25 protein-coding genes are annotated in these 25,528 nt (G+C 49.3%); 17 read left to right on the top strand and 8 right to left on the bottom strand.

Annotation, left to right across the window (positions count from 1 at the left end; genetic code table 11):
- Window positions 1-41: 41 nt before the first annotated feature.
- On the bottom strand, window positions 42-335 hold the full coding sequence (locus B0D95_RS11210; RefSeq protein WP_078043964.1) for a hypothetical protein: 294 nt from the start codon (window positions 333-335) through the stop codon (window positions 42-44).
- A 103-nt stretch (window positions 336-438) separates the two neighbouring features.
- Window positions 439-1,014: a gluconokinase gene (locus tag B0D95_RS11205; RefSeq protein ID WP_078043963.1), complete on the bottom strand. Its 576-nt coding sequence runs from the start codon at window positions 1,012-1,014 to the stop codon at window positions 439-441.
- Window positions 1,015-1,179: 165 nt separating this feature from the next.
- On the opposite strand from B0D95_RS11205, the gene B0D95_RS11200 reads away from it, so the two are divergent.
- From B0D95_RS11200 to B0D95_RS11190, 3 genes are all read left to right on the top strand, one after another.
- The gene (locus B0D95_RS11200; RefSeq protein ID WP_078043962.1) at window positions 1,180-2,217 is read left to right on the top strand and encodes a LacI family DNA-binding transcriptional regulator; all 1,038 of its coding nucleotides are present in this window, start codon (window positions 1,180-1,182) and stop codon (window positions 2,215-2,217) included.
- A gap of 18 nt (window positions 2,218-2,235) precedes the next feature.
- Complete coding sequence (locus B0D95_RS11195; protein ID WP_078043961.1) at window positions 2,236-3,603, top strand: MFS transporter; 1,368 nt, start codon at window positions 2,236-2,238, stop codon at window positions 3,601-3,603.
- Between the two features lie 77 nt (window positions 3,604-3,680).
- Complete coding sequence (locus B0D95_RS11190) at window positions 3,681-6,050, top strand: GH36-type glycosyl hydrolase domain-containing protein (protein WP_078043960.1); 2,370 nt, start codon at window positions 3,681-3,683, stop codon at window positions 6,048-6,050.
- A 96-nt stretch (window positions 6,051-6,146) separates the two neighbouring features.
- On the opposite strand, the gene B0D95_RS11185 is transcribed toward B0D95_RS11190, so the two are convergent.
- From B0D95_RS11185 to B0D95_RS11165, 5 genes are all read right to left on the bottom strand, one after another.
- Complete coding sequence (locus B0D95_RS11185; RefSeq protein ID WP_078043959.1) at window positions 6,147-6,494, bottom strand: zf-TFIIB domain-containing protein; 348 nt, start codon at window positions 6,492-6,494, stop codon at window positions 6,147-6,149.
- Window positions 6,495-6,694: 200 nt separating this feature from the next.
- Entirely contained in the window at window positions 6,695-7,087 is a 393-nt protein-coding gene (gene maoP, locus B0D95_RS11180) for a DUF413 domain-containing protein (protein ID WP_078043958.1), read from the bottom strand.
- Between the two features lie 284 nt (window positions 7,088-7,371).
- Window positions 7,372-7,641, bottom strand: a complete 270-nt coding sequence (rpsT, locus tag B0D95_RS11175) for a 30S ribosomal protein S20 (protein ID WP_078043957.1) — start codon at window positions 7,639-7,641, stop codon at window positions 7,372-7,374.
- 115 nt (window positions 7,642-7,756) lie between these two features.
- The gene (gene murU / locus B0D95_RS11170) at window positions 7,757-8,476 is read right to left on the bottom strand and encodes an N-acetylmuramate alpha-1-phosphate uridylyltransferase MurU (protein ID WP_078043956.1); all 720 of its coding nucleotides are present in this window, start codon (window positions 8,474-8,476) and stop codon (window positions 7,757-7,759) included.
- Complete coding sequence (locus B0D95_RS11165; protein ID WP_078043955.1) at window positions 8,473-9,561, bottom strand: aminoglycoside phosphotransferase family protein; 1,089 nt, start codon at window positions 9,559-9,561, stop codon at window positions 8,473-8,475. The genes murU and B0D95_RS11165 overlap by 4 nt, the downstream gene beginning before the upstream one ends.
- Window positions 9,562-9,761: 200 nt before the next feature.
- Between B0D95_RS11165 and B0D95_RS11160 the strand changes: the two genes are divergently transcribed.
- The 11 genes from B0D95_RS11160 (at window position 9,762) to B0D95_RS11110 (ending at window position 22,771) form a co-directional block, all read left to right on the top strand.
- A complete protein-coding gene (locus tag B0D95_RS11160) occupies window positions 9,762-12,362 on the top strand; it encodes an LPS-assembly protein LptD (RefSeq protein ID WP_246841584.1) in 2,601 nt (866 codons plus the stop codon).
- A gap of 15 nt (window positions 12,363-12,377) precedes the next feature.
- Entirely contained in the window at window positions 12,378-13,682 is a 1,305-nt protein-coding gene (locus tag B0D95_RS11155; protein WP_078043954.1) for a peptidylprolyl isomerase, read from the top strand.
- Window positions 13,683-13,856: 174 nt separating this feature from the next.
- On the top strand, window positions 13,857-14,852 hold the full coding sequence (pdxA, locus tag B0D95_RS11150; RefSeq protein ID WP_078043953.1) for a 4-hydroxythreonine-4-phosphate dehydrogenase PdxA: 996 nt from the start codon (window positions 13,857-13,859) through the stop codon (window positions 14,850-14,852).
- Window positions 14,853-14,871: 19 nt separating this feature from the next.
- The gene (gene rsmA, locus B0D95_RS11145) at window positions 14,872-15,723 is read left to right on the top strand and encodes a 16S rRNA (adenine(1518)-N(6)/adenine(1519)-N(6))-dimethyltransferase RsmA (protein ID WP_078043952.1); all 852 of its coding nucleotides are present in this window, start codon (window positions 14,872-14,874) and stop codon (window positions 15,721-15,723) included.
- Window position 15,724: 1 nt separating this feature from the next.
- Window positions 15,725-16,093: a Co2+/Mg2+ efflux protein ApaG gene (apaG, locus tag B0D95_RS11140; protein ID WP_210403739.1), complete on the top strand. Its 369-nt coding sequence runs from the start codon at window positions 15,725-15,727 to the stop codon at window positions 16,091-16,093.
- Between the two features lie 12 nt (window positions 16,094-16,105).
- Window positions 16,106-16,918: a symmetrical bis(5'-nucleosyl)-tetraphosphatase gene (locus B0D95_RS11135; protein ID WP_078043950.1), complete on the top strand. Its 813-nt coding sequence runs from the start codon at window positions 16,106-16,108 to the stop codon at window positions 16,916-16,918.
- Window positions 16,919-17,089: 171 nt separating this feature from the next.
- Complete coding sequence (locus tag B0D95_RS11130; protein WP_078043949.1) at window positions 17,090-17,908, top strand: putative porin; 819 nt, start codon at window positions 17,090-17,092, stop codon at window positions 17,906-17,908.
- A gap of 621 nt (window positions 17,909-18,529) precedes the next feature.
- The gene (gene coxB / locus B0D95_RS11125) at window positions 18,530-19,693 is read left to right on the top strand and encodes a cytochrome c oxidase subunit II (protein ID WP_210403615.1); all 1,164 of its coding nucleotides are present in this window, start codon (window positions 18,530-18,532) and stop codon (window positions 19,691-19,693) included.
- A 2-nt stretch (window positions 19,694-19,695) separates the two neighbouring features.
- Entirely contained in the window at window positions 19,696-21,300 is a 1,605-nt protein-coding gene (gene ctaD / locus B0D95_RS11120; protein ID WP_078043948.1) for a cytochrome c oxidase subunit I, read from the top strand.
- Window positions 21,301-21,334: 34 nt separating this feature from the next.
- Window positions 21,335-21,862: a cytochrome c oxidase assembly protein gene (locus B0D95_RS11115; RefSeq protein ID WP_078043947.1), complete on the top strand. Its 528-nt coding sequence runs from the start codon at window positions 21,335-21,337 to the stop codon at window positions 21,860-21,862.
- A 27-nt stretch (window positions 21,863-21,889) separates the two neighbouring features.
- Window positions 21,890-22,771, top strand: coding sequence for a cytochrome c oxidase subunit 3 (locus B0D95_RS11110; RefSeq protein ID WP_078043946.1), 882 nt, complete (start codon window positions 21,890-21,892; stop codon window positions 22,769-22,771).
- A 53-nt stretch (window positions 22,772-22,824) separates the two neighbouring features.
- Here the strand turns inward: B0D95_RS11110 and B0D95_RS11105 are convergent, their stop codons facing one another.
- Window positions 22,825-23,034 carry a DUF2909 domain-containing protein gene (locus B0D95_RS11105; protein ID WP_078043945.1) on the bottom strand — a complete coding sequence of 70 codons (210 nt, stop codon included), beginning with the start codon at window positions 23,032-23,034 and terminating at the stop codon, window positions 22,825-22,827.
- A 26-nt stretch (window positions 23,035-23,060) separates the two neighbouring features.
- Between B0D95_RS11105 and B0D95_RS11100 the strand changes: the two genes are divergently transcribed.
- From B0D95_RS11100 to B0D95_RS11090, 3 genes are read left to right on the top strand one after another with little or no spacing between them, the layout of a single operon-like run.
- Complete coding sequence (locus B0D95_RS11100) at window positions 23,061-23,843, top strand: SURF1 family protein (RefSeq protein WP_078043944.1); 783 nt, start codon at window positions 23,061-23,063, stop codon at window positions 23,841-23,843.
- The gene (locus B0D95_RS11095) at window positions 23,830-24,363 is read left to right on the top strand and encodes a hypothetical protein (protein WP_078043943.1); all 534 of its coding nucleotides are present in this window, start codon (window positions 23,830-23,832) and stop codon (window positions 24,361-24,363) included. The genes B0D95_RS11100 and B0D95_RS11095 overlap by 14 nt, the downstream gene beginning before the upstream one ends.
- Before the next feature lie 36 nt (window positions 24,364-24,399).
- The gene (locus B0D95_RS11090) at window positions 24,400-25,503 is read left to right on the top strand and encodes a heme A synthase (RefSeq protein WP_078043942.1); all 1,104 of its coding nucleotides are present in this window, start codon (window positions 24,400-24,402) and stop codon (window positions 25,501-25,503) included.
- Window positions 25,504-25,528 lie beyond the last annotated feature (25 nt).

Genomic DNA, 25,528 nt, shown 5'->3' with positions numbered 1-25,528 from the left:
TCCTCTGCGGTTAAGTCAGCGAGTAAGCGGGCGTGAGTCGTTTATTGGCCTTTGCGGGATTCGCGGATATAAAAGCGGGCGTCTTTGGCGTGGCGATAGCAGTTGTCAAAATTTTCCACGGTTTGCATGGTGCGGGCGCTGGTGATGAGCCCCAGAGCTTTGGTGTAGCTAACCGTACCACTAAAGCCCTCTGCTTTGGCGATGGATAACTCACTCCAGGCGGCGTCCACCTCGCTGGCGCATGCTGTGCGGTATTGGGTTTTTCCAGCGCAAGCGGACAGTGACAGGGCAATGATTAACAGGGCGCTGAGATAAGGTATTTTGGCGACTGGCATAGGTTGCTCCGTAAAAGGGGTGGCATGTATTGGATTAATCCGCCGGGTGGAAGTTCCTATTCTCTACTGCGCGCCGGCGAATGCAAGCAACCATTTACCCGGTTTACATATCCTGTGTTTGTGGGGCGGTGAGCAGGTGTTGGTCGATGACGGCAATCGCCTCCTGCAGCACCTGGTTGAACGGAGCGCGCACATCAATATCTACCACATCCGCTTCTTGGGTCGGGCGCTCCAGGCTGTCAAATTGGCTGGTAACCAGGCTGGGTGCCATAAAGTGTCCGGCACGGTTATCAACCCGGTGCTGGATGGTTGCAATATCGCTATAAAGGAACAGGAACAGAGTGCGGCGACCGGCATTGCGTAGCTCATTGCGGTGGGCGCGCTTCAGGCCGGAAAAGGCCAAAGTGGCATGTTTGCCAACATTGGCGGGCGCGCTGAAGTAATCGCGCATCCGCATCACCCAGGGCAGGCGCATGGTATCGTCCAGCGGCAGGCCTTGTGCCATGCGATCACGTGCCTCCTGACTGTGGAAGTCATCACCATCCAGATAGTCAAAACCGTAGTGGTTGGCCAGCGCCTGGGCGAGGGTGGATTTACCACTACCAGACACGCCCATCACAATAATCAAACAGGTGTTGGCGTCCGGGTTGCTGGGCTGTGGGTGGTTGTGCGGTTGCATCGCTGATCTTCCTGAGTGCTGCTGTAAGGCGTAATAGTGGGTGGATACTAGCGGGTTAGCGCTGATTTAGCCATCAAATGATAGCGCAATCATTTTGATCGTGATAGGGTATAAAACAATAATCCACAACCAACTAATAACGTCTGCCAAAAAGCACGAATAATCATGAAAAAATCAAAAAAAGGCAGTTATGACGGCAAAATCACACTGGTCGATGTGGCGCTTGCCGCCGCTGTTAGTCCTATCACTGTATCGCGTGTTATCAATCAGCCGGAGAAGGTGTCCGAGGCGGCGCGGCTCAAGGTACAGAAAGCCATAGATGAGCTGGGTTACATCCCCAACCAGCACGCCAGCTCACTTGCCTCTTCGCGCTCGGGGGTGATTGGTGTCGCCATTCCCTCGCTCAGCAACGTGGTGTTTACCGACGTGCTGCGTGGTATTTACAAAGTGATGGGGGCGGCGGGTTACAAGGTGTTGCTGGTGGATACCCACTACTCACCGCTGGAAGAGGAAAAGATGGTGCGCACCCTGCTCAGCCAATCCCCGGAGGGGCTGATTATCACCGGTGGCGACCAAACTCCCGCCTGCGATCAGTTGCTGCGCAAATCCCGTATACCCCTCGTGCAAATCATGGAATTGTTGCCCAATCCCATCGATATGAATATTGGCTTTTCCCACCTGCTGGCCGGTGCGGATGTGGTGGCGCATCTACTTGCCCAAGGCTACCAGCGGATTGGTTTTATCGGCGCGCGTATGGACCCGCGGGTACAGCAGCGTATTCGCGGTTACACCCAAGCCCTTGCCAAGCGCGACCTATTTGAAGCGAACCTGATTGCCACCTCTCCCGAGCCTTCATCAATTGCGCTGGGCGGTGCATTGTTCAAAAGTCTGATGGCTGCCAATGAAGGGCGCATTGATGCTGTCTTTTGCGCAAACGACGACCTTGCCCTCGGTGCCCTGTTTGAAGCCCAGCGCATGAATATTGCGATTCCCAAGCAGTTGGCGATTTGCGGCTTTAACGATATTGAAGCCGCTGCCTATGTGAACCCCTCGCTCACCAGTGTGGCGGTAGGCCGCTATGAAATGGGCGTGAAAGCGGCTGAATTGATTATTCAGGCGTTAAACCAGCAACCCATCGACAACAAACAAATCGATATGGGTTATGTCATCAAGCAGCGCGACTCCACACATCGTCAACAATAACCAGAATCGAGATAACCTATGACCACGCCAACCAATGATCGATTAGCCCGGCTCTCCCTGCGCGAAAAAATGGGATTTGCACTGGGTGATTTGGGATTTAACTTGTATTGGGCCAGCATTGCCTCTTTTTTGGCGGTGTTCTATACCGATGTATTCGGTATACCGGCTGCTGCTGCGGGCACAATGTTTTTAGTGACCAAAATTGTCGACGCGATTACCGACCCCATCATGGGTGCTGTGGCTGATCGCACCAAAACCCGTTGGGGAAAGTTTCGCCCCTACCTGTTGTTTGCCGGTGCGCCTATGGCCGGTGCTGCTGTTATCACCTTTAGCACGCCGGAGTTAAGTGACAGCGGAAAAATTATTTATGCCTACATTACCTACTCACTGATGATGTTGTGTTACACCGTGCTCAGCACCCCCTATTCATCCTTGTCGGGCGTCATGACGGCACACCCGCAAGAGCGCAATACCCTCGTCAGTTTCCGGTTTATTGCCGCGTTTGCAGGGACTACGCTTGTCAATAAATTTACCTTGCCGTTGGTGGAGTATTTAGGCGCGGGCGATGAGTCATTAGGGTGGCAACTGACCATGGCGCTTTATGGTCTGGTGGCGGGCATTGCATTTGCCGTTACTTTTTTTTCCACGCGCGAACGTATTGCGCCACCGCCACAACAAAAAACATCGCCTTGGGGTGATATTAAAGATTTGCTCGACAATCGCCCTTGGTTGATTTTAATTGGTTTGGCAATTGTGATCATGATGACCATCACCCTGCGCGGCGGCTCCAGCTACTACTACCTCAAATATTATTTGCAGCGCCCGGAATTAATTTCAGATTATTTATTTGTGCAGGGTTTGGCGCTGGGTGTGGGCGCAGCCATCACTCCACTACTGACGAAATATGTCGATAAAACCAAATTATTAATGTTGCTCATGTCGATTGTTGGCGTGCTCTCCATCGCAATGTATTTTGTTCCAGCGGAATATGTGTCTGTGATTTTTGTGCTGAATATTTTAATTAGCCTGGCGCTTGGCCCTAAATCCCCATTAGCCTGGTCCATGTATGCGGACTCGGCGGATTACACTGAGTGGAAAACCGGTCGCCGCGCCACAGGCATGACATTTTCGGCGGCAACCTTTGCGCAAAAGTTGGGTGGTGCGCTAGGGTCTGCCGTGATGTTGTGGGTATTGGCAGCCATAGGTTATGTCGCCCGTGAGGCCCAGTCCGATGCCTCGCAAACCGGCATCGCTTTATTGCAAACTGTTATTCCTGGTGTGATTGCATTGGTTGCAGTAGTGGTCATTAGTTTTTATCCCTTAACCAACAGCACGCTCGCCCAGATCCAGGCGGATTTAAAAAATCGCGAAGCGCCGAATCCTTAATCGTTCTTCCCTCTTTGCCGCGCTTGTGTAAAAAAGTTGCGGCATTTTTTTGCCCGTTTTTATTGCCGGAGTGAGTTATGTCCAAGCCATTATTGCAGCCCGCCCAGCAGGGGCAGCGCTATGAGTTGTATTCCCCGACAGCGCTGCCGCGTGCGGCCGGATTTTTGTGGAATCAACGCATGATGATCCAGGTTACTTGTCGCGGTTACGCAGTTGCTCAATTTATGCAGCCCGAGCCAGCAAAATATGCTTACGCGCCGAATCTGGAAGCAAAAACATTTATGCAGCCGGAGCAGCCCTACTATGCACATCATCCTGGCCGCTTTTTTTATATCAAGGATGAAGACACTAGTGAAATTTTTTCGGCACCTTACGAACCAGTGCGTGCACCTTATGAAAATTTTGTATTTTCTGTGGGCAAAAGCGATTTGTGTTGGACTATCACCGCGCTGGGGATTGAGGTGCACATCAAGCTCTCCCTGCCAGTGGAAGATGTTGTTGAGTTGTGGGAAGTCAATGTGGTCAACCGCTCGGGCAGGGCGCGTCGTATCAGCGTTTACCCTTATTTCCCGGTGGGTTATATGTCATGGATGAATCAGTCAGCAGAGTATCGCCCTGACTTGGGCGGTATAGTAGCGAGTTGTGTTACGCCGTATCAAAAAGTGACCGATTATTTCAAACATAAAAATTTCAAAGACAAAACATTTTTCTTGCACGATCAAATCCCTACCGCTTGGGAAGCCAAGCAGGAGACCTTTGAGGGCGAAGGCGGTTTGCACAATCCGTCGGCGTTACAAGAGGAGTTATTGCGCGGCGGTGATGCGCGCTACGAAACGCCTGCAGCAGTATTGCAATATCGTCTGGCGCTGGCAGCAGATGCGCAGCAGCAATACCGGTTTATTTTTGGCCCCGCCTTCGATGATGCAGAAATAACACAGTTGCGCGCAAAATATTTGAGCGCGGATGGCTTTGTGCAAGCACAAGCTGGGTACGCTAATTATATTCGCGAAGGCAGTGGCTGTTTACAGATTGAAACGCCGGATGCCGAGTTGGATAATTTTGTAAATCATTGGTTGCCACGGCAGGTGTTTTATCACGGCGATGTCAATCGCCTAACCACAGATCCGCAAACGCGTAATTACTTGCAAGACAATATGGGCATGACCTTTATCAAGCCGCAGGTAACCCGCGCCGCCTTTTTACATGCGCTGAGCCAACAGGAAGCGTCGGGCGCAATGCCTGATGGTATTTTGTTGAGCCAGGAAGCAGAGTTGAAATACATCAACCAAATTCCCCATACGGATCACTGTGTATGGCTGCCGGTGTGTTTGAAAGTGTACCTGGATGAAACCAATGACTATGCAATCCTGCAGGAAATAGTTGCCGGTCACGACGGTAAAAATCTTTCCGTATTTGAGCGCATTAGTAATGCCATGCGCTGGCTGTTGCAAGCGCGTGATTACCGTGGTTTGAGTTTTATTGCCCAAGGCGATTGGTGTGACCCCATGAATATGGTGGGCTACAAAGGTAAGGGTGTTTCCGGATGGCTCTCGGTTGCAACGGCCTATGCATTGAATTTGTGGGCGGATGTTTGCGCGAAGTTGGAACAGCATGAGTGCCGTCAGGAATTTATCGCCGGTGCGCAGGCTATTAATAGCGCTGTGAATAAATACCTGTGGGACAGCAATTGGTTTGGCCGCGGTATTACCGATGACGATGTGGTATTTGGTATCAGTAAGGATGAGGAAGGGCGCATCTTTTTGAATCCACAAAGTTGGGCAATATTAGGCGGTGCGGCAAATGCGGAACAGCGCCAAAAAATGATCGCCGCCGTAGAGCAGCAATTGGAAACGCCTTACGGGGTTGCCATGCTTGCGCCTGCTTACACCGCCATGCGCGACGATGTGGGGCGCGTCACCCAGAAGCATCCCGGTTCGGCAGAAAATGGCTCTGTTTACAATCACGCTGCCATATTTTACGTGTTCAGTTTATTTGGTGTTGGCGAGCAGGATCGCGCCTATAAATTATTGCGTCAAATGATTCCCGGTCCAAGTGAAGCTGATTATGTGCAGCGCGGCCAATTGCCGGTCTATATCCCCAACTATTATCGCGGCGCCTATCACCAGTATCCGCGTACAGCGGGGCGGTCATCACAGTTATTCAACACTGGAACCGTGTCCTGGGTGTATCGCTGTCTAGTCGAGGGAGTGTTTGGTTTGCATGGCTGTGATGAAGGGTTGCGTGTTGCACCGCAACTGCCATCTTCATGGAGTGGGGCCAAGGCTACACGCCAATTTCGCGGCGCGACTTTTCACCTATCCATCACTCGCGGAGCAACCGATACTCTGGTGTTGAGTTGCAATGGTGAGCGGTTGTCCGGAAATTGCGTGACAGTGATTGAGGCAGGTGCTGAATATCAACTGGAAGTAATGATTCCGCAGGCTTAGGCATTAAAAAATACCTGGGCAACATCAAAAAGGCGCACCAAATGGTGCGCCTTTTTGATGTCTGGAAACAGGGCTTAATGGTCTTGTCGGTGAATATTAAAAATCAAAAATCTCGCCCAGCAGAGACTTTTTACGGGGCTTGCCATAGCCATCGTAACTGTGGCTTTTGTGGTGTGAGCGGTGATCGTTGTAGTGGCGATCATCGCGGCGCTCCTGAGGGCGATAATCGCGCTCTGGTTCGCGGTAGGTTTCGCGTTGCGGTGCAGGCTGTGGTGCGGGAGCTGCATCAGTCTGTGCTCGCTCAATAAGCTTGTCCAATTCGCCGCGATCAAGCCATACCCCGCGACACTTGGGGCAATAATCTATTTCAATGCCGTTGCGATCAGCAATAAGCAGGTGGGGGCGATCGGGGGATTCACTGCAATTGGGGTTGGGGCAATACATTATTCATACTCCGGTGTCTGCGCGTAACATAGATACGTAACGACCGGGCACGCGAAACCTTTGTCATTACGACAAAGGTCTCGTTCACAGCTGCAATGCAACTGCCTGTGGCGCCGGAGCTATTGGCTCGTGATGACGACATCCACAGCGGGAACTACTCCCCTTCGGTAGGTGAATTCTTCAGCAAGGCGCTGATGCTGTCAACTTGCTTCGGTTTTTTTCGTTTTCTTTGTGGCTTTGGGGGCTGCCTCTGCGGGTTCTGCGGCAGGTTCAGGTGACTTGGTTTTGGTTGCTTTGGGCTTGCTGGTTTTGGCCGGTGCCGCCGCCTGCCGTGCTTTAACAATGGAAACGTATTTCACCCAGGCTTGCTCGACAGGGCTTTTGGGAACGCTTTGGTTGGCAATCACTTTGAGTATGTGTAAGTCATCGGTAGTGGGGTCCGATACTTCTTCCTGGGTGATTGCATTGATCAGCGCGCCATGTTTGCGCACCAGTCGTGCTTGTATGTCTGACAATCCGCCTTTTTCAAATCCTTCGGGAAAATTCACTGCATCCTGAAAGGTTTGTTTCAGATAGTGTTCGCGTGGCAGCATAGATTATCTCCATTATTAGTATGTGCACTTTGGTTGCAGGCCTGTTGCAAGCGGTACATCTTTTTGGGATGGCCGCTTTTACCAGCTCTTGCCCCATAAGTCCGTTCAAATGGCGCCGGATTCTTGCTCCAGCTAAAAGTTGCTGCCGAAGATAATCTGTTTTGATGGCAGTGTATAGAGCCAGACGAGTGCTTTCTGCGCAATACGGCAAGAGTTTGAGCAACTTGCGCGCATAAAAAAACCGGCCTTAGCCGGTTTTTTTATGCGTGAAGCCAAAGCGACAATTAGGCAGCAGCCATTGCCTTGATTTTGGCGTTCAGGCGGCTCTTATGACGAGCAGCTTTGTTCTTGTGGATCAGGCCTTTGTCAGCAATACGGTCGATCACTGCAACAGCTGATACATAAGCAGCGGTTGCTACTTCTTTGTCGCCAGTTTGAATAGCGCTCAGCACTTTCTTGAGGTAAGTACGCCCCATAGAGCGCATGCTTGCGTTGTGCTTGCGAGCTTTTTCATTTTGACGCGCGCGTTTCTTGGCTTGGGGTGAGTTTGCCACCTTAGTGCTCCTATATATAAATTCTGGATAAAACTATCGAAAAAGGGTCTAAATTCAAGGACGCGACATTATGCCGTGTTCGATTGGTTTGTCAACCAAACATATCGTTTTTTGTTCAGCGATCCCGCACCATGCCAGCCTTTTGGTATTGCAGGTAAGTATCGAGGTCATAGAGGCGCTCGGGGGTGCCTACGTCGCTCCAGCGGCCATTGTACACCTCCCCGCTGAGTTGTCCCTGGCTAATCGCGTGGCGGAATACTTCAACCAGCGGGAATTTTTGCCGTTTATGCGGATAATGATTGATCAGCTCCGGCTTGAGCAGGCTGATACCAGCAAAGGTAAAGCGCGGTAGGGTGATGTCGTTTGGGGTATCCAGCAGTGTTCCGTCAGTGGACAGCGCAAAATCACCTTTAGGGTGAAAGTCCGGGTTGGGAACCAGCAGCAAATGGCCATGGCGATCAGGGTATTTATAGTGATGTTGGATAAAGTCACCCAATTCAATATCGCACCAGACATCGCCATTCACTAACAAAAAGGGCTCTGGCCCCAGTTGTTGGCTTGCATGGACAATAGCGCCGCCGGTTTCCAGTGGCTCCGGTTCTGTCGAGTAGTGAATGTTGACTCCAAAGTTGCTGCCATTGCCCAGATAAGCGCGGATCTTATCGCCCAGATAGGCCAGGTTGATAATAACGTCGTGAATGCCTGCGCGCTGAAGGTTAAGTAGATGGTATTCGATAAGCGGCTTCCCGCCAGCGTGCAAGAGCGGTTTGGGTGTGTGGTCGGTGAGTGGCCGCATACGATTGCCAAGGCCCGCAGCAAGAATCATGGCTTTCATGCGTGCGCTCCTGCACACTGGTAGTCGCTATACCAGGGGTGCGTCTTGGCGATGGGTAAGAGTGTGGCCTTGAACCAGTCGGCAAAGGGGCGAAGTTCGGGGTAGGCCTCGGCAACCTCCAGGGTGTAGCGTATGACAAGGGGCAAATCCTGCAAGTAACCGGTTTTGCCGTCGCGCAGATTGAGGCGAGCGAAGATCCCCAATACTTTGATATGGCGCTGTAGCCCGAGCCAGTCAAACCAGCGCAGAAATTCGGTTTCGCTGATGGTGCTATCAATAAGTTTGCTGGTTATCGCTTGCTGGCGATAGCTCAATGCCCAAGCCTTGACCTGCGGTGCTGGCCAGCGTAAGTAACAATCGCGCAGCAGTGAAACCAGATCGTAGGTGATTCCACCCCAGAGGGCGCCTTGAAAATCAATCACGCCCAGCCCTCCATCGTTACAGAGAATCAGGTTGCGGGAGTGGTAGTCGCGGTGCACAAAAGTTTGCGGCTGGGCGAGGGCGATGTTTTCCAGTTGGGTAAAGGTGCTGTCCAGCAGTGCGTGTTCATCGGCAGTGAGTGTGTGATCGAGCAGTTGGCTGACAAACCAGTCGCTAAAAATATCCAGCTCGCGACGCAATAGCGCGCGGTCGTAGCGCGGAATCAATGCCGGGTCATCGGTGCTTCGATGCAATTTGAGCAGGCTGTCCAGTGCCAGTTGGTAAAGTGAATCAGCATTGTGAGTGTTGGCAACGCGGAATAGCAGTTGATCGCCAAAATCCTCTACCAGTAAAAAGCCCTGAGAGGTGTCGGCTGCGATAATGCGCGGACTGCGCACGCCCTGGTCGCGAATAAACCGGGCGATGGCAACAAACTGACTGCTGTCCTCTGTGGCTGGTGGTGCATCGACGGCAAGCAGGTTCTGGCCTTGGTCGAAGCGAAAATAGCGGCGAAAGCCGGCATCGCTACCCAGGCTGCGCAAGGTTATGGGGGTGTTGGTGTCCGGTATTTGGTGTGACACCCATTCTGCTAGAGCACGCTCACGGGAATCTTGTGGCGATTGAGTGGTCTGTTGCGCGTTGCTGTTTGTAATCGTCGATGACATGCAAAATCCGCATTGGATAAGTGAAGCGAAGTGGTTGGTGTGTTGCAATGCCGTGCCCATCGCAGAGGGCGGCCATGGGCAAGATTCTACCCCAGCCGGATCATTTCCCCCAATTCATTCCCTGTACAGCGGCTTTACAGTAGAATCGCTGCAATTTTTTAGGTGGCATCAGTAGTGTCACGCATATGAGACCGCGGTTAATGGCTCCAACCCAGAATTACTCCACACAGAAATTGCGTCGTCACTTCTCTCGTTCCCGTCTTGCGCTCATTATTGCGGCGCAATGTGCCGGTGCGATTTTGTCGTTTGCCCCTTTGGTTTATGCGCAGGGTGATGCGACCGTTGTCGACAAGCCTGCCGTGAAAGCGGACCCCAATGAGCAATTACGCGAGTTGGATTGGGTGCCTATGGAAGAGTTGACCGATGAGCAAAAAGCATTGGTCCCCACAGCCTGCTGTGGCGCTTACATCGCTCCGCCGCGCGATGACGCCGAGTCTGAACTCGACCCTGAGCGAGCCAATATTTTTGGCACTGCCGACTATTCCGAGTCAGAAAAACAGACCAAATTTATTATGCGCGACAATGTTCGCCTGACGCAGGGGCGCCGCTCCTTCCATGCAGATACCTTTACGTTCGATAAGGTCAGCCGCGAAGCCGAGCTGGAAGGCAATATCCAGGTTCGTGAGCCGGGCTTGCTGTTGCGTGCCGACAGCGCTTACGTTGACACCGAAAGTGGCGATGCTCGCCTCGATAATGCCCGTTTTGTCCTCTACGAGACGCGCGTGCGTGGGCGAGCGGAAAACCTGCAAAAGTTTGGCGATCAAGTGATCAGTCTGGATCAGGGCACCTTTACCAGTTGTGAGCCGGGCGATAATACCTGGCTGATTGAAGGCTCCAACATCACCCTGTACAACGACAAACACTATGGTACGGCGCGCCACATGCGCTTGAAGATCAAAGATATCCCTGTCGCCTATGCGCCGTATTTTCGTTTCCCGATTGGCCCGGATCGCCTGACCGGGTTCCTGTTTCCCTCCATTGGTATTGATACTGATGAGGGAATCGATGAGTTTACTGTGCCGTTTTATTGGAATATTGCGCCCAACTACGACGCTACATTTACGCCTCGTTATTTGGCCGATCATGGCTATCTGTTGCAGAGCGAGTTTCGGCACAAGTCGGTCTATTTTGATACCGAATTGAGAGGTAGCTCGCTCAATAATGATCGCGGTGGTTTTAGCGAGCGGCTGCAAGATCAAATTGAGGCCGGTGAGATTGATGAAGCAGAGGCCTATCCCTACAAGGGGCGCGATCGTTGGCAGTACAACCTGTTGCAGACGGGAGGGCGCAACCAGCGTTGGTCGAGCTTAATTGATTACACCGAGGTCAGCGACACCGATTATATCCGCGATGTTGATCGCGGCGCGGTAGATCTGAATCGCCAGGCCTATATTCGTCAAACCTTTTCGGCGGGTTATCGCACCGATAATTGGCGCTTGAGTGGTAAGGCGGAAGAGTTTCGCTTGCTTACCACTAGTCAACTTCCTTATCGGGAGTTGCCGCGCCTCCAAGCAAATGGACGCTACCGTGTCAGCGACTGGGTGGTGACGCTGGATAACGAATACACCAACTTCTCCATGAATCGTTATTTCAGTGATGACCCTAACAATGCTTCGCGTTTGGGCGACCTGATCGTGGGGGAGCGGCTCCGTACTAATTATGGTTTGGAGTGGGACAAAGAGTTTAGTTCGGGTTACATCAAGCCCGGTGCTGCCGTAAAAACATTGGCCTACAAGTTGGACGCCAATAATATGCGCGCCGATGCGGAAACTGAGCCGCAGTTCTTGGCTCCCCAGGGCACCCTGGATATGGGCTTGTTCTTTGAGCGCGACAAGAACTTGTTTGCGACTGACTTTACCCAGACCCTTGAGCCGCGTGCCTACTATGTGTACCGCGACTACGAAGATCAATCGTCCCTTTACGGCCTGACGACTGATGCCAGTTATGTCAACTTTGATACCTCGGATATCGTGTTTACCTATAACCAGTTGTTCCGCGATACCCGTTTTTCCGGCGGTGACAGGATCGATGATGCCAATCAGCTCACCTTGGGGGTGACCAGCCGGTTTGTCGAGTCGGACTCCGGTATCGAGCGGTTGCGGATGAGTATCGGTCAAGTCACCTATTTTGATGATCGCCGTGTCAGTATCCTGAATAAAGCAGATGACTATGCCAATACCCGTACCAGCTCGGCTATCGCCGGCGAGCTAAGCGCGCAGGTGGGCGATCATCTGCGCCTGACCAATGATGTGCTCTACGATCATCAAGCCGAAAAAATCAGTGCTGTCAGCTCCAGCCTGCATTACATGGATGATCAATACCGCATCTTGAACATTGGTTATCGCTACAGCCGCGACCCTGTCTCGCTCAGTCCGTTGGATGTGAATACGGCGGTGGGCGAAACCCTGAATCAGGTGGATATCACCAGTCTCTGGCCAATCAGCAACCAATGGGCGGTAATTGCCCGTGCTAACTACGATTTTACGTACAATGCGGAACTCGACACCTTTGCCGGGCTCGAATATACCGATTGCTGTTACCGGGTTCGCATTCTGGCTCGCCAGTGGGTGGATTTTGATCTCAGCGAGGACTTTATGGCCAAGCTCAAGAGCGATGACTATGACCGCGGCATTTTCCTGGAAGTGCAACTGCGTGGTTTTGGCACCTTGAGCCAACGTATTAGTAACCTGCTCGACAAAGCCATGCACGGCTATGGTGAGCGTGAAGCATCTTTACAATAAAACAGTGATTGAATTATGAGTAAGCGTCAAACCCCTCTGGGCTGGAAAGTAGTATTGGGTGGCCTGTTATTAATTGGCAGCCAGCTCGGCATGGCACAAAACGGTGCCGTATCACTGGATCGCGTGGTCGCCATTGTCGATAAAGACGTGGTGCTGGAAAGTGAGTTGAACGCCCGTAAAATATCAATCCTTGAGCGGTTGCGTGGTCAATACCAGCAGTTGCCTCCGGAAGACGTGCTCAATCGACAAATCCTTGACCAATTGATTCTCGAACGAATTGAATTGGGCATGGCAGAGCGTTATGACATCAGCATCGAAGAGGCAGAGATCGACCAGGCGATTGGCCGTGTCCTGCAGAAAAACCAAATTACCCTGGCGCAGTTGGATGCAGATTTGCGCAGCCAAGGGCTGGATATGGACGGTTTGCGTAAGCAGATGCGCAATGAGCTGACCATCAGTAATTTGCAGCAAGGTGTGGTGAATAGCCGCATTAAAATCACCGAGCAGGATATTAATAACTTCCTGGCGTCCAGCGATGGTAAATATGCAACCTCTCCTGACTATCACATTGGCCACATACTGATTGCTGTCTCAAGTAGTGCCGATGCGGATGCTATCGCGGATGCAGAAAAACAGGCCAACGATATTTACCAAAAACTGGTTGGCGGTAGCGACTTTGCGCAAATGGCGATCAGTTACTCTAACGATCAGGCCGCACTGCAAGGTGGCGATATTGGTTGGCGCAAGCTTGCCCAGTTGCCTGAGTTGTTTGGTAACCAGATGCTGAATTTGGCTGAGGGGCAAGTTTCCAAACCATTCCGCAGTGGTGCGGGTTTTCATATCCTGAAAAATATTGAACAGCGCGGCGGCGGTGAACAATTGGTTGAGCAAACCCATGCGCGCCATATTCTGGTGAAAACATCCGAAATCATGGATGACGCTCAAGCGCGTCAAAAGTTATTGGATCTGAGAGCGCGCATTGAAAAAGGTGAAGATTTTGCCAAGCTGGCGCGTGAAAACTCGGAAGATACAGGCTCAATGCTCAGTGGTGGTGATCTGGGCTGGTCCATGCCGGGCATGTTTGTTGCCGAGTTTGAAGAGGCGATGAAAGACACTCCGATCAATGGCATCAGCCGTCCGTTCAAAAGCCAATTTGGCTGGCACATACTGCAAGTGCTGGAGCGTCGCAAAGAAGACATGAGTGATAAAATGAAGCGCAATCAAGCGGCAAATGTGTTGCGTGCGCGTCGTTTTGATGAAGAGTTCCAGTTGTGGTTAACTCAAATCCGCGAAGAGGCCTACGTCGAAATTAAACTCTAAGCGAGTCTACCGCGCTCGCGGTCAATTGTAACTCTCGGGCAATCGTAAAAAGTGCGGCTGAAAACGGGATTGCCTGGTGCAATTTTGTTTTTGGCCGCAGTGCTTTTTGCGCAATCAAATTTGTCTGCCATTACACATCCTTTTTTACACGATTTGTTCAAGTAACGGATATTTATGACTAGCTGTTATCGCATAGCTCTAACGCCCGGCGAACCGGCGGGTATTGGCCCGGATCTGGTGATCACGCTCGCCCAGCAGCCACAAGCCCATGAAATTGTGGCTATTGCCGATGTGCAGTTGTTGCAAGCGCGTGCGGCACAATTAGGTTTACCGCTGCAATTGCGTCTGGTTAATTTGCAGGAGCCTCCGCGCCCTACCAAGGTGGGTGAATTAGCGGTGTTGCCTGTGTCGCTGGCGGAGCCCGCAGAGCCGGGTAAGCTCAATGTGAATAATGCCCCCTATATTTTGCACACATTGGATGCGGCCATTAATGGTTGTGTTGCAGGTGACTTTGCCGCACTGGTGACAGGCCCTGTGCAAAAAAGTGTGATTAATGATGCGGGTATTCCTTTCAGTGGGCACACCGAATATCTCGCCGATAAAACCCATACCCACAAAGTAGTGATGATGCTGGCCACAGAGGGGCTGCGTGTGGCACTGGCCACAACCCATTTACCGCTGAAAGATGTGGCCGCAGCCATTACCCATGATGAGCTGACGCAAGTCACGGAAATTTTGCAGCGCGATTTACAAGTGCAATTTGGTATAGCGCAGCCGCGCATTTTGGTGTGTGGATTGAACCCCCATGCCGGTGAAGGCGGGCATCTCGGGCGCGAAGAAATTGAGGTCATCGAACCGGTGTTGGAAACACTGCGCGCGCGTGGTATGAACCTGATTGGCCCGCTACCGGCAGATACCCTGTTTACACCGAAATATTTGGATAAGGCCGACGCCGTACTGGCGATGTACCACGATCAGGGACTGCCTGTATTGAAATACAAAGGTTTTGGTCAGGCAGTCAATGTGACGCTGGGGTTGCCGATTATTCGCACCTCGGTTGATCACGGTACGGCATTGGATTTGGCGGGTACAGGTAAGGCCGATTTAGGCAGCCTGCGCACCGCATTGGCTTATGCACTGGCAATGGTGCAAGCGAAAAGCGCGCGCTAAATTATTGGAAAGGTTATTCATGAAAAACAAGCAACACTCTTCTGCACATGCCGAGTCTCAACACAAAGCGCGCAAGCGATTCGGCCAAAACTTTTTAATCGACCACGGTATTATTCGCGATATAGTCCGCTCCATTCACCCGCAAAAAACCGATCAAATAGTTGAAATTGGCCCTGGAAAAGGTGCTATTACCCAACTGCTGGCAGACAGTTGCGATAACCTGAGCGTGATTGAACTGGATCGCGATTTGGTGCCTTGGTTGAAAGTAAAGTTTGAGCATCACCCTAACTTTCAATTGTTTCAAGCCGATGCGCTGCAATTTGATTTTAATCAGTTAATTAAAAACCAACAGCCGTTGCGGATTGTGGGCAACTTGCCTTACAACATTTCCACCCCGTTGATTTTTCATCTGCTGACTTACGCGAATAAAGTGCAAGACATGCATTTTATGCTGCAAAAAGAAGTGGTAAAACGCATGGCGGCACAACCGGGCGATGGCGCCTATGGTCGCTTGGGAATTATGGTGCAATATTACTGTGCGGTAGAGGATTTATTTGATGTGCCTCCCACCTCGTTTGACCCGGCACCGAAAGTGGATTCTGCGATTGTGCGCCTTACCCCCTATGCGCAATTGCCGCATGTAGCAAACAATATAAAAAGTTTGGAAACCCTGGTGAATGTCGCCTTCCAGCAGCGCCGGAAAACCCTGCGCAACTCGCTCAAACAATTATTAACGGCGGAGCAAATGGAGTCCTTGCCGGTTGATCTTGGTTTACGCCCAGAGGAAATCAGCTTGCCGGAATACGTTGCCATGAGTAATTTACTGGGCGAGCTGTCATTAAAGCCCTGTACAGTGAGTGGTGATGAATAAAATGTCTCCCATTCAGGTATCGGTAAAAACGACTTATATTGCCGCCCAATCTGAGCCGCTAGTGCATCGTTATGTGTATGCCTATACCATCACTATTGCCAATCAAGGTGATGTGGCAGCACAGTTAATTAGTCGCCATTGGCTGATCACCGATGCCAACGAAAAGCGGCAAGAAGTGCAGGGCATTGGTGTGGTGGGCGAGCAGCCGCACATCAAGCCGGGTGAAAGTTACACCTACACTAGCGGCGTTATTCTTGAAACTGAGACGGGCATTATGGAAGGAAGTTATCAAATGCGTGCCGATGATGGCTCGATGTTTGATGCCACTATTCCAACCTTTGCACTCGTGCCTCCCCATGCGATTCATTAATCCGTAAACACTATGGCTACTTACGCAATTGGTGATATTCAAGGCTGCCTTGAGCCGCTGCAATGTCTGTTAAAAAAAATTAATTTCAATCCCGCTAAAGACAAATTGTGGCTAGCTGGCGATGTGATTAATCGCGGCCCCGATTCACTGGCAACCTTACGGTTCCTGTACAAATTGCGCGATTCCATCACCTTAGTGCTGGGTAACCATGATTTGCATTTCATCGCTGTTTATTACGGTTTGCGTAAGGCCGGTAAAAACGACACGCTGGATCAATTGCTGATTGCTCCGGATCGTGCGGACTTGGTTTACTGGTTGCGTCAGCAGTCACTGGTTCATCACGATGCCACACTCGGTTTTACTATGGTTCATGCAGGCATTCCTCCGCAATGGTCGCTGGAGCAGGCGTTAATGCGCTCACGTGAAGTTGAACAAGTATTGCAAAGTAATGTACCGGAATATTTGTTGGGAAATATGTACGGAAATTTTCCCGCGCGCTGGCACGATGATTTACAAGGCGCTGAACGTTTACGAGTGATTACCAATTATTTTACGCGCATGCGTTTTTGTTCTGCTGAAGGCGAATTGGAATTGCAAACTAAAGAAAGTGCAGATGCGGCGCCTATTGGTTTTGCTCCCTGGTTTTCGCTTGCCGGACGGAAAATGCGTAATGAAAAAATTATTTTTGGCCATTGGGCTGCGCTTGAAGGGCGCGCCAACACCAAAAATATTTATGCACTGGACACAGGTTGTGTATGGGGTGGTGAATTAACCGCGTTGCGATTGGAAGATGAAATGTTATTTTCCTGTCATTGCATGGCATAAATAACACGTCAGGATTGCGTGCTATTTGATCGTAAATTAATGTTGTTTGGTGTTTGCCCGCTATTTGTGGTTTGTAAAAAACTGTTTCATTCAGTTTTGATTCAATTTTCTATCGCTAGTATGAAACCGTGCATCAATGCAGATGCCGCTGTAATTCTCAGAGGATAGATTATGAAAATTAAATTGCTTCCCGCCATTATCGCTGCTGCTGGTTTTTTAAGCGCACCTTTTGCACTTTCTGCAACCTATCAAAGTGAATTATCTGCAGGTTATGTCGATATCGATGTTGATAATTCCAGTGCTGACGGCTATGGGGTCGTGCTTGAAGGAAAATATCATTTCTCCCCGGTGAATACCGCGAATAACCCGCTTGCTGAAGCGGCTTTTATTGAAAAATCCAGCAATGTTTATGTGCAACTCGGCACGGCAGAATTGAAAGATGCTGGTCAAAAAATTGATTTTTATGAGCGTTCCATCGGCATAGATTTTTATATTCCCAATTCTATTTTTTATCTCGGTGCCGGAGTCTCTGAATCCAAAGTGAGATCTACCCCTGGCCTTGGTGTATCATCAGACTGGGATTCCAGTTGGTTCGTAAAAGCCGGTGTGGCGCCCATTACCGGACTGTTGGTATGGTCTGAATTTGAGGAAGATGTGGATATCTCTGATCAGTGGAATATTAATGGTAAATACGTATTGCCATTGTCAGGTGAGCAAGCATTGAATCTGGAAGCCAGTTATGAGAAGTCAAAATTGGGTTTCACTGATGACACTATCAGTATGGCGGCTGATTACTACATTGATCGCAATTTAAGTGTGGGTGGTGGCTTTGTAAATACATCTTATGCTGCAAACGTGAGTAATAACTCCGAGACGGATTATTTTGTACGTGCGCGTAATTTCTTTACTGACAAGGCTAGCCTGGAGTTGAGTTACGTTGATGGTGAAGTGGAAAATAGTTTGTTAATCGGTGGAACTATCCGCTTCTAGAATCGGTAGTTAAGAAAATATTTATTACTGATCGGTGTATTAATAAAGGGATAGAAAAGTTTACTCCTTGTATGGTTCACCACAAAAAACGCCAATGCATTGCATTGGCGTTTTTTGTTATATAGAGGATTTTTTTAAGCTCAGTTTGTTGTTTTACTTTCGTACTTGCGTTTTAAGTTGATGGGGTTATAGTTAATCCATCGGGCGCTATTATTTTCTCAGCACTTTTCCGTTTAAGTTGTTGGCGAACTGGTGTTGAGTATGAATAGGAGCGTTATATGTATTGCCCGAGAAGTCTTGGAATTGAGGTGTCCGGTTTTTGTTCTGGTACGTCCTGTATTCTGGCTGTGTAGTTAGGGAGTTCAGCTGTATCGGTTGCTGATTAATCGCTCCCCCCGTCTTTTGCCAGTTGGCTGTTCTGTTGTCAGGTCGCGCCTGTGTTGGGATTTAACACCTGATTCCTGTGTTGAGTTGAAGCTCGACGTCTATGTTGTGAGTCTATTTTTTGCGTGGCATCTGCTGCGTGACTCGTATTTCCGGCCTTGATGGTCTGGAGGGTTTCGCTCAATTCTCAATTGCCTGTTATAAAAATGATAACCCACGGGATCAAGGAGTTGTGCAGTGAAATATTGTCTACCCAGCCTGCGCTATTTCTATCGGCAACCGGTGCGCTGCGCACTGGCAATCCTCTTGCTAATTTATCCTGCCATATTGCTGGCGGTCGATACGCGTTACAACATGACTCGCGGTGTAACGGAAATCAGCGAGCAGGTTTACGATCTGCACATGATTATTTTTTATATCTGCTGCGCTATCGCCGCCATTGTATTTGGTTTGATGTTTTGGTCCATTTTGCATCATCGTAAATCCAAAGGCATAGAGCCTGCGCAATTTCATGGCAGCTTAAAAATAGAAATTATCTGGACAGCTATTCCCGTTGTCATTTTGATTGCCATGGCAATTCCCGCCAGTAAAACCTTGATCGCCATGGAAGATGCCTCCAAAGCGGATCTCACCGTATTGGTTACCGGTTCGCAATGGAAGTGGCATTACAAATACCTTGAACACCCCATTGAATTTTATTCCCTGTTGGCGACCTCCCGCGAAGCGATTGCCAATCAAGCAGAGAAAACCGATTTGTATTTGCGCGATGTGGATAAGCCACTGGTGTTACCTACCGGTAAAAAAATACGGTTTTTAGTCACGGCGGATGATGTGATCCACTCCTGGTGGGTGCCTGCTTTTGCAGTGAAAAAAGATGCAAACCCCGGGTTCATTAACGAAACCTGGGCGAGGATAGACAAGCCGGGTATTTATCGCGGTCAATGTGCAGAGCTCTGCGGTAAGGATCATGCATTTATGCCGGTAGTTGTCGATGTGCGCACACCGGAAGAGTTTGATCGGTGGGTTGCGCAAGAGTTGGAGCGGCAAGCACAGGAAAAAGCGGCGGAAGCAGCCCGTGGCGAGATGACACTGGAGGAGTTGATGACGCAAGGACAAAAAACCTACGAAGCTCATTGCGCTGCTTGTCACCAGGTGTCTGGTGAAGGCTTACCTGGCGTCATTCCTGCACTCAAAGGCAGTGTAATAGCTACAAAGGATATTCCCGGCCACATTCACATTGTTGTCAACGGCAAGGCCGGCACGGCAATGCAAGCCTATGGCAAACAATTAACCAATAGCGAATTAGCGGCGGTGATTACCTATGAGCGCAATGCCTGGGGCAATAACACCGGTGAATTGGTCCAAGTGGCGGATGTTGCTGCTATTAAAGGGGGCGAATAATAATGAGTATAGAAAATACCGGAGCACTGGGTACAAGGCTTGATCATCACGATACGCATGATCACAAACCTGCTGGCATTCGCCGTTGGCTTTTTACCACCAATCACAAAGATATAGGCACACTTTATTTATTGTTTTCACTGCTGATGTTGTTCATTGGCGGCACACTGGCCATGATGATTCGCGCAGAATTATTTCAACCTGGTTTGCAGTTTGTGAATCCCCACTTTTTTAATCAGCTCACCACAGTGCACGGTTTGGTGATGGTATTCGGTGCGGTGATGCCTGCGTTTGTTGGCTTGGCAAACTGGATGATTCCGCTAATGATTGGCGCGCCTGATATGGCGTTGCCGCGCATGAATAACTGGAGTTTTTGGATATTACCCTTCGCTTTTACGATATTGCTGTCCACCTTTTTTATGGAGGGTGGTGCTCCAGCAGCGGGTTGGACTTTCTATGCTCCCTTATCAACTACCTACAGCAGCGACAGCACGGCTTTTTTTGTGTTTTCCGTTCACCTCATGGGTATTTCTTCCATCATGGGGGCGATGAATGTGATTGTCACCATTTTTAATTTGCGCGCGCCGGGAATGGGGTGGATGAAATTGCCCTTGTTTGTATGGACCTGGCTTATTACCGCCTTTTTACTCATTGCCGTTATGCCCGTGCTTGCTGGTGTAGTGACCATGGTGCTTACCGATAAATATTTCGGTACCAGTTTTTTTGAGGCGGCGGGGGGCGGTGATCCGGTGATGTTCCAACATATTTTCTGGTTCTTTGGTCACCCCGAAGTGTACATCATGATTTTGCCTGCCTTTGGTATTGTTTCCAGCATTATTCCTACCTTTGCACGCAAACCCTTATTTGGTTATGAGTCTATGGTAATCGCCACCGCCAGTATTGCGCTGCTGTCATTTATTGTGTGGGCGCACCATATGTTCACTACGGGTATGCCGGTGGCGGCTGAATTATTTTTTATGTACGCCACCATGTTAATTGCCGTGCCCACCGGTGTAAAAGTATTTAATTGGGTTGCCACTATGTGGCGCGGTTCGATGACTTTTGAAGTGCCTATGATGTTTGCATTGGCATTTATTGTGTTGTTTACCATTGGCGGTTTATCCGGCTTGATGCTCGCGATAGTGCCAGCAGATTTTCAATATCACGATACCTATTTTGTAGTGGCACATTTTCATTACGTACTGGTGACAGGGGCAGTCTTTGGCATTATTTCCGGTGTTTATTATTGGATTCCGAAATGGACCGGCGTGATGTACAGCGAGCGGCTTGGGCAATGCCATTTTTGGTGCTCCATTATCTCTGTGAATTTATTGTTTTTTCCTATGCACTTTGTGGGGTTGGCTGGCATGCCACGACGTATTCCTGACTATGCCCTGCAGTTTGCGGATATGAATGCCTTTATTAGTATTGGTGGATTTTTATTTGGTCTGTCGCAATTAATTTTTGTATGGACTGTTGTGCGCTGTATGCGTCGCAAGGGTGAAAAAGCGACTGATCGGGTATGGGAAGGTGCGCAAGGTTTGGAGTGGGGCATTCCATCGCCTGCGCCTTATCACACCTTTCAAACACCACCGCCGGTGAAATAGGTGATTGGCTGCTTCACGTCGAATGAGGTGGAGAATGGTTTCGCATAAAGTATTAATGCGTAAGTTGATACTTATCTGTATCGCCATGTTTGCATTTGGTTATGCATTGGTACCTTTGTATGACGTGTTTTGTGAAATTACTGGCATTAATGGGAAAACCAGTAATCGCGCCGCTGTAGCCGCTAAACGTATCGATGAATCACGAGACATTACCGTTGAGTTTTTGGCGAATCGCGATGCTTCTATTCCCTGGGTTTTTGAACCGGAAATGGCGCATATAACGTTGCATCCCGGGCAGGTAACCCTGGTGAACTTTATAGTTGAGAATCCTACCGATGAGGCGATGATTGGCCGTGCTGTGCCATCGGTATCTCCAGGTGAAGCGGCTAAATATTTTAAAAAAATAGAATGTTTTTGTTTTTCCGAGCAGCCTTTGGATGCTCATGAGCGTCGTGCAATGTCAGTTCAGTTTTATGTTGATGCTGAATTGCCTGCACAATTTACGACTATTACGCTTTCGTATCGTTTGTATCGACATACACCACAGGTTGTTAGCCGCTAGTTTGCTTGTGTTAATGGAGGAATCACCATGAGTGTCCATCACCAGCGTTATTACGTACCGGAACAGAGTATTTGGCCTATTGTAGGCGCGGTTTCCCTGTTTCTTATTGGTATGGGAGCTGCCCTGTTAATCAATGATTTGGCTAAAGACCAGCATGGCGCCGGTGGTTATTTATTACTGGTGGGTTTTTCACTGCTGTTTTATATGCTGTTTGGCTGGTTTAAGAATGTGATCGGTGAGTCTATGGACGGGCTTTACAGTTCACAAATGGATCGGTCATTTCGTCAGGGCATGAGTTGGTTTATTTTTTCGGAAATTATGTTTTTTGCCGCATTTTTTGGTGCGTTATTTTATGCGCGAATGATTTCTGTGCCCTGGTTGGATGGCGCTGGCAATAATGCTATGACTGGTGAAATTCTCTGGCCGAATTTTGAGGCCATGTGGCCGCTGGAAAAAACACCGGGCGGTGTTGAAACACAGTACATGCCATGGGAGGGGATTCCACTTTACAACACGCTTATTTTATTGACCTCCTCCATTACCTTGCAGTTTGCACACTTGGGCATAGAGCAGAACAAACATACACAGCTCGGTTTTTTTATGATGTTAACCATTGTGCTGGGAGTACTGTTCCTTGGTTTGCAAGGTTATGAGTACATCCATGCTTATACTGACTTAGGGCTGCGGTTGGATTCCGGTGTCTATGGCAACACTTTCTTTTTGCTCACAGGGTTTCATGGTTTACATGTCACCTTGGGAACCATTTTCTTATTAATTATCTTTTTACGTATTTTGGTTAAAGGCCATTTCACCCCTGAGCGCCATTTCGGCTTTCAAGCGGCGGCCTGGTATTGGCATTTTGTGGATGTGGTGTGGTTGAACTTGTTTATTTTTGTCTATGTGCTGTGATTTTCTGGCATGACGAAGGTTTTCGTCATGCCAGTTTTTTACCGCGATCAAGCTTAATAGGGTCTTGGGTGAGGTGTAATAACACCGGTTAATAAGAGAATAATCAACAGCAGTACAACGGCGGCCGAAAAAAACAATCGGCGCCCGAGGAACTTGGACATTTTTGGCGAATTTTCATCATTTTTGATCATGATAAAAAGTGCTTGGAATAAACTGAAAACAACCAGCGCCAATAAGCAAATCAACAGAATTTTAATAAGCATGATGAATCCCTTGCAGGAGTGGGTGTATGACAATTATAGCGTTTAATCGCTATTGGGTTATTCGCTGGCACTGGGTGTTGGTCAGCTTGTTGGTGGCTGCGTGTTTGACGGCATTATCGCTCTGGCAGCTATCGCGTGCGGCTGAAAAAAAACAAACCCTGCAACGCATTGCGCAATCACAAGCGGCTGGCCCGCTGGATGCACAACAATTATTGGCTCTGAATACCAAAAGCCGTGACGCGATTGACGTGCAATTTCCTGCACGTTGGATCGCCCCTATGATTTGGCTGTTGGATAACCAGCAAGTTGATGGGCGTATTGGCTACGATGTTGTTATCGCTGTCGAGCAGATAAGACCGACTGAACAGAGTACACGGTCGACAGACCATGCAGTTTCATCATCAATAACTCCGGCATTACTGGTGAATTTGGGTTGGGTTGCAGCACAGGGTTCACGCGATCAATTACCTGAGGTAAATGTGCCCGCAGAATTAATGGTCAATGGTATTTTTCGCGCTAACGCAAAAGGCTTGTTACTTGGAAAAAATATTGAAGATAAAGGGCAATGGCCGATGCGTATCCAGCAAATAGATGCTGGACTCTTATCCGATTATATTCCTTCGCTCAGCCGCTCCGGTGTGATATTCCAACAACAGCAATCTCCCTTTTATGTGCATTATCAGCCGGTGATTTTGCCCCCGGAGCGTCACACAGCTTATGCGGTGCAATGGGCGTTGCTGGCCATTGCCGTTATTGTGATTGCATTAAGTGCAAGTGCAACCCGGGAGTTGGCGCATGACAAGTCGTAAATTTTTCAGTTTGTTTTTATTGTGTGCATTAGTGCCACTGGCTGCAGCCAAATTGAGCTTGGCTATGGGCTGGTTCAGCCACAGTGCGGTCAATAAAGGCTATTGGTTAGAGCGTGAAATTGAATTATTGCCCGATGCCGATCTGCACGGGGCAGCGTGGCGTTTGGTATACATCGCACCGGAAAACTGCGCACAATCCTGCGAGCAGGCACTTTATGGCTTGCAGCAGCTCTACACTGGCCTCGGGCGCAAGCAAGTGAATATTCAACCATTGGTTATTGCCAATAATCGCCCAGTGGCACTTGGAAAATTTTCTGCCATTGTGTGGCAATCGCCAGAAAATAACCTTAACAAAGATGTGAGCGATGAATTGCACGACCAGATTGTGATTGTGAATCGCGATGGCTTGGCGTTGTTGCGCTATCCGATTAATAGCGATGCCGCGCACATGGAAATAGTCACAAAAGATATTCGTACGGATTTGTTGCGATTGCTTAACTATGACAGAAAAGGGACATAGATAACAAAAAAGGAATCGGAACAACAGGAGTCAACAATGAAGCGTTTTTCTGTGCTGGTCAACTGTACTTTGCTGCTAACCCTGATGGTCATTGCGCTCGGTGCTTACACGCGCCTAACCGATGCAGGATTGGGGTGTCCTGATTGGCCGGGCTGTTATGGAAAGTTTCACGCGCCGGTATTGGATCACCATATTGCAGCAGCACAGGCGCAGTTTCCTCACCTTGAGGTTGACCCTTATAAAGCGCGCAATGAAATGTTGCATCGGTATATTGCCGGTTTACTCGGTCTGGCGATAGCAGCGATTTTTTTTGGCAGTTATTACCTGAAACAATATCGCTTGCTCGCGACAGGATTATTGCTGTTGGTAATCTTTCAAGCGGCATTGGGCATGTGGACTGTCACACTGAATTTATTACCCCTGATTGTATTAGCGCATTTGCTTGGTGGATTTGCGCTGTTGTGTTTATTGGCATTATTACGCGCAGAAATCTATTGGCGTCAACAGCAGGTTATTGCTACTGCAACCACCAGTAGCAATACACGTGCAACAGAGCCAGCATTGTCCGCTGGATTAGGGTTTGGTTATGTGGTGTTACTGGTACTGATTGCCCAAATTACGTTGGGAGGTTGGACATCAACAAACTATGCGGCGGCAGTGTGCAGTCAATTACCGTTTTGTGAGGCAGGTTGGCAAGAGCGATTTTCGCTATCGCTGGTTTTTCATTTGCCATTGGGGCATGAAACCTATGAATACGGTGTGCTGCCTTATGAGGCGCGTATGAGTATTCATGTGCTGCATCGTATCGGCGCTATATGCACGCTTCTTGTGTTTGGCGCATTTTTAATATGGTCTTGGCGCCGTGCGCGAGGTGTATTTATGAGGCGGCTGGTAGTCGCCATGGCAATATTATTATTGGTTCAAGTGATGCTGGGACTAATCAATATTGTCATGTTGGTGCCGCTGTGGAATGCCGTTGCACATAACCTGGTGGCGGCACTGTTATTGATGTTGTTGCTGGTGTTTTTGCGACAAATGCAGTTACGAAAAATACAGTTGCGTCAAATAGCGACTAATCCAACGCCGGTTACAGCGCCTGTTATTACACAGGTTGCACCGGGAAAAACAATTATTAATTAATGCGCGGGATTGTATGGCTGTAGCA

It is taken from the genome of Cellvibrio sp. PSBB023 (assembly GCF_002007605.1).
Lineage (GTDB): Bacteria > Pseudomonadota > Gammaproteobacteria > Pseudomonadales > Cellvibrionaceae > Cellvibrio.
Note: the sequence above shows the minus strand (reverse complement) of the source record. Positions and strands in the feature narration are given on the sequence as shown.

What these genes read in the sequence shown, in the direction of transcription:
- B0D95_RS11200 (WP_078043962.1), top strand. Translation starts at nt 1,180, where the DNA reads ATGAAAAAATCAAAAAAAGGCAGTTATGACGGCAAAATCACACTGGTC.
- B0D95_RS11090 (WP_078043942.1), top strand. Translation starts at nt 24,400, where the DNA reads ATGAAGCGTTTTTCTGTGCTGGTCAACTGTACTTTGCTGCTAACCCTG.
- B0D95_RS11210 (WP_078043964.1), bottom strand. Translation starts at nt 335, where the DNA reads ATGCCAGTCGCCAAAATACCTTATCTCAGCGCCCTGTTAATCATTGCC.
- B0D95_RS11205 (WP_078043963.1), bottom strand. Translation starts at nt 1,014, where the DNA reads ATGCAACCGCACAACCACCCACAGCCCAGCAACCCGGACGCCAACACC.
- pdxA (WP_078043953.1), top strand. Translation starts at nt 13,857, where the DNA reads ATGACTAGCTGTTATCGCATAGCTCTAACGCCCGGCGAACCGGCGGGT.
- rsmA (WP_078043952.1), top strand. Translation starts at nt 14,872, where the DNA reads ATGAAAAACAAGCAACACTCTTCTGCACATGCCGAGTCTCAACACAAA.
- murU (WP_078043956.1), bottom strand. Translation starts at nt 8,476, where the DNA reads ATGAAAGCCATGATTCTTGCTGCGGGCCTTGGCAATCGTATGCGGCCA.
- B0D95_RS11135 (WP_078043950.1), top strand. Translation starts at nt 16,106, where the DNA reads ATGGCTACTTACGCAATTGGTGATATTCAAGGCTGCCTTGAGCCGCTG.
- maoP (WP_078043958.1), bottom strand. Translation starts at nt 7,087, where the DNA reads ATGCTGCCACGCGAACACTATCTGAAACAAACCTTTCAGGATGCAGTG.
- B0D95_RS11100 (WP_078043944.1), top strand. Translation starts at nt 23,061, where the DNA reads ATGACAATTATAGCGTTTAATCGCTATTGGGTTATTCGCTGGCACTGG.
- B0D95_RS11115 (WP_078043947.1), top strand. Translation starts at nt 21,335, where the DNA reads ATGGTTTCGCATAAAGTATTAATGCGTAAGTTGATACTTATCTGTATC.
- B0D95_RS11195 (WP_078043961.1), top strand. Translation starts at nt 2,236, where the DNA reads ATGACCACGCCAACCAATGATCGATTAGCCCGGCTCTCCCTGCGCGAA.
- ctaD (WP_078043948.1), top strand. Translation starts at nt 19,696, where the DNA reads ATGAGTATAGAAAATACCGGAGCACTGGGTACAAGGCTTGATCATCAC.
- B0D95_RS11110 (WP_078043946.1), top strand. Translation starts at nt 21,890, where the DNA reads ATGAGTGTCCATCACCAGCGTTATTACGTACCGGAACAGAGTATTTGG.
- B0D95_RS11165 (WP_078043955.1), bottom strand. Translation starts at nt 9,561, where the DNA reads ATGTCATCGACGATTACAAACAGCAACGCGCAACAGACCACTCAATCG.
- apaG (WP_210403739.1), top strand. Translation starts at nt 15,725, where the DNA reads ATGTCTCCCATTCAGGTATCGGTAAAAACGACTTATATTGCCGCCCAA.
- B0D95_RS11160 (WP_246841584.1), top strand. Translation starts at nt 9,762, where the DNA reads ATGGCTCCAACCCAGAATTACTCCACACAGAAATTGCGTCGTCACTTC.
- B0D95_RS11185 (WP_078043959.1), bottom strand. Translation starts at nt 6,494, where the DNA reads ATGTATTGCCCCAACCCCAATTGCAGTGAATCCCCCGATCGCCCCCAC.
- B0D95_RS11105 (WP_078043945.1), bottom strand. Translation starts at nt 23,034, where the DNA reads ATGCTTATTAAAATTCTGTTGATTTGCTTATTGGCGCTGGTTGTTTTC.
- B0D95_RS11190 (WP_078043960.1), top strand. Translation starts at nt 3,681, where the DNA reads ATGTCCAAGCCATTATTGCAGCCCGCCCAGCAGGGGCAGCGCTATGAG.
- B0D95_RS11155 (WP_078043954.1), top strand. Translation starts at nt 12,378, where the DNA reads ATGAGTAAGCGTCAAACCCCTCTGGGCTGGAAAGTAGTATTGGGTGGC.
- B0D95_RS11130 (WP_078043949.1), top strand. Translation starts at nt 17,090, where the DNA reads ATGAAAATTAAATTGCTTCCCGCCATTATCGCTGCTGCTGGTTTTTTA.
- B0D95_RS11095 (WP_078043943.1), top strand. Translation starts at nt 23,830, where the DNA reads ATGACAAGTCGTAAATTTTTCAGTTTGTTTTTATTGTGTGCATTAGTG.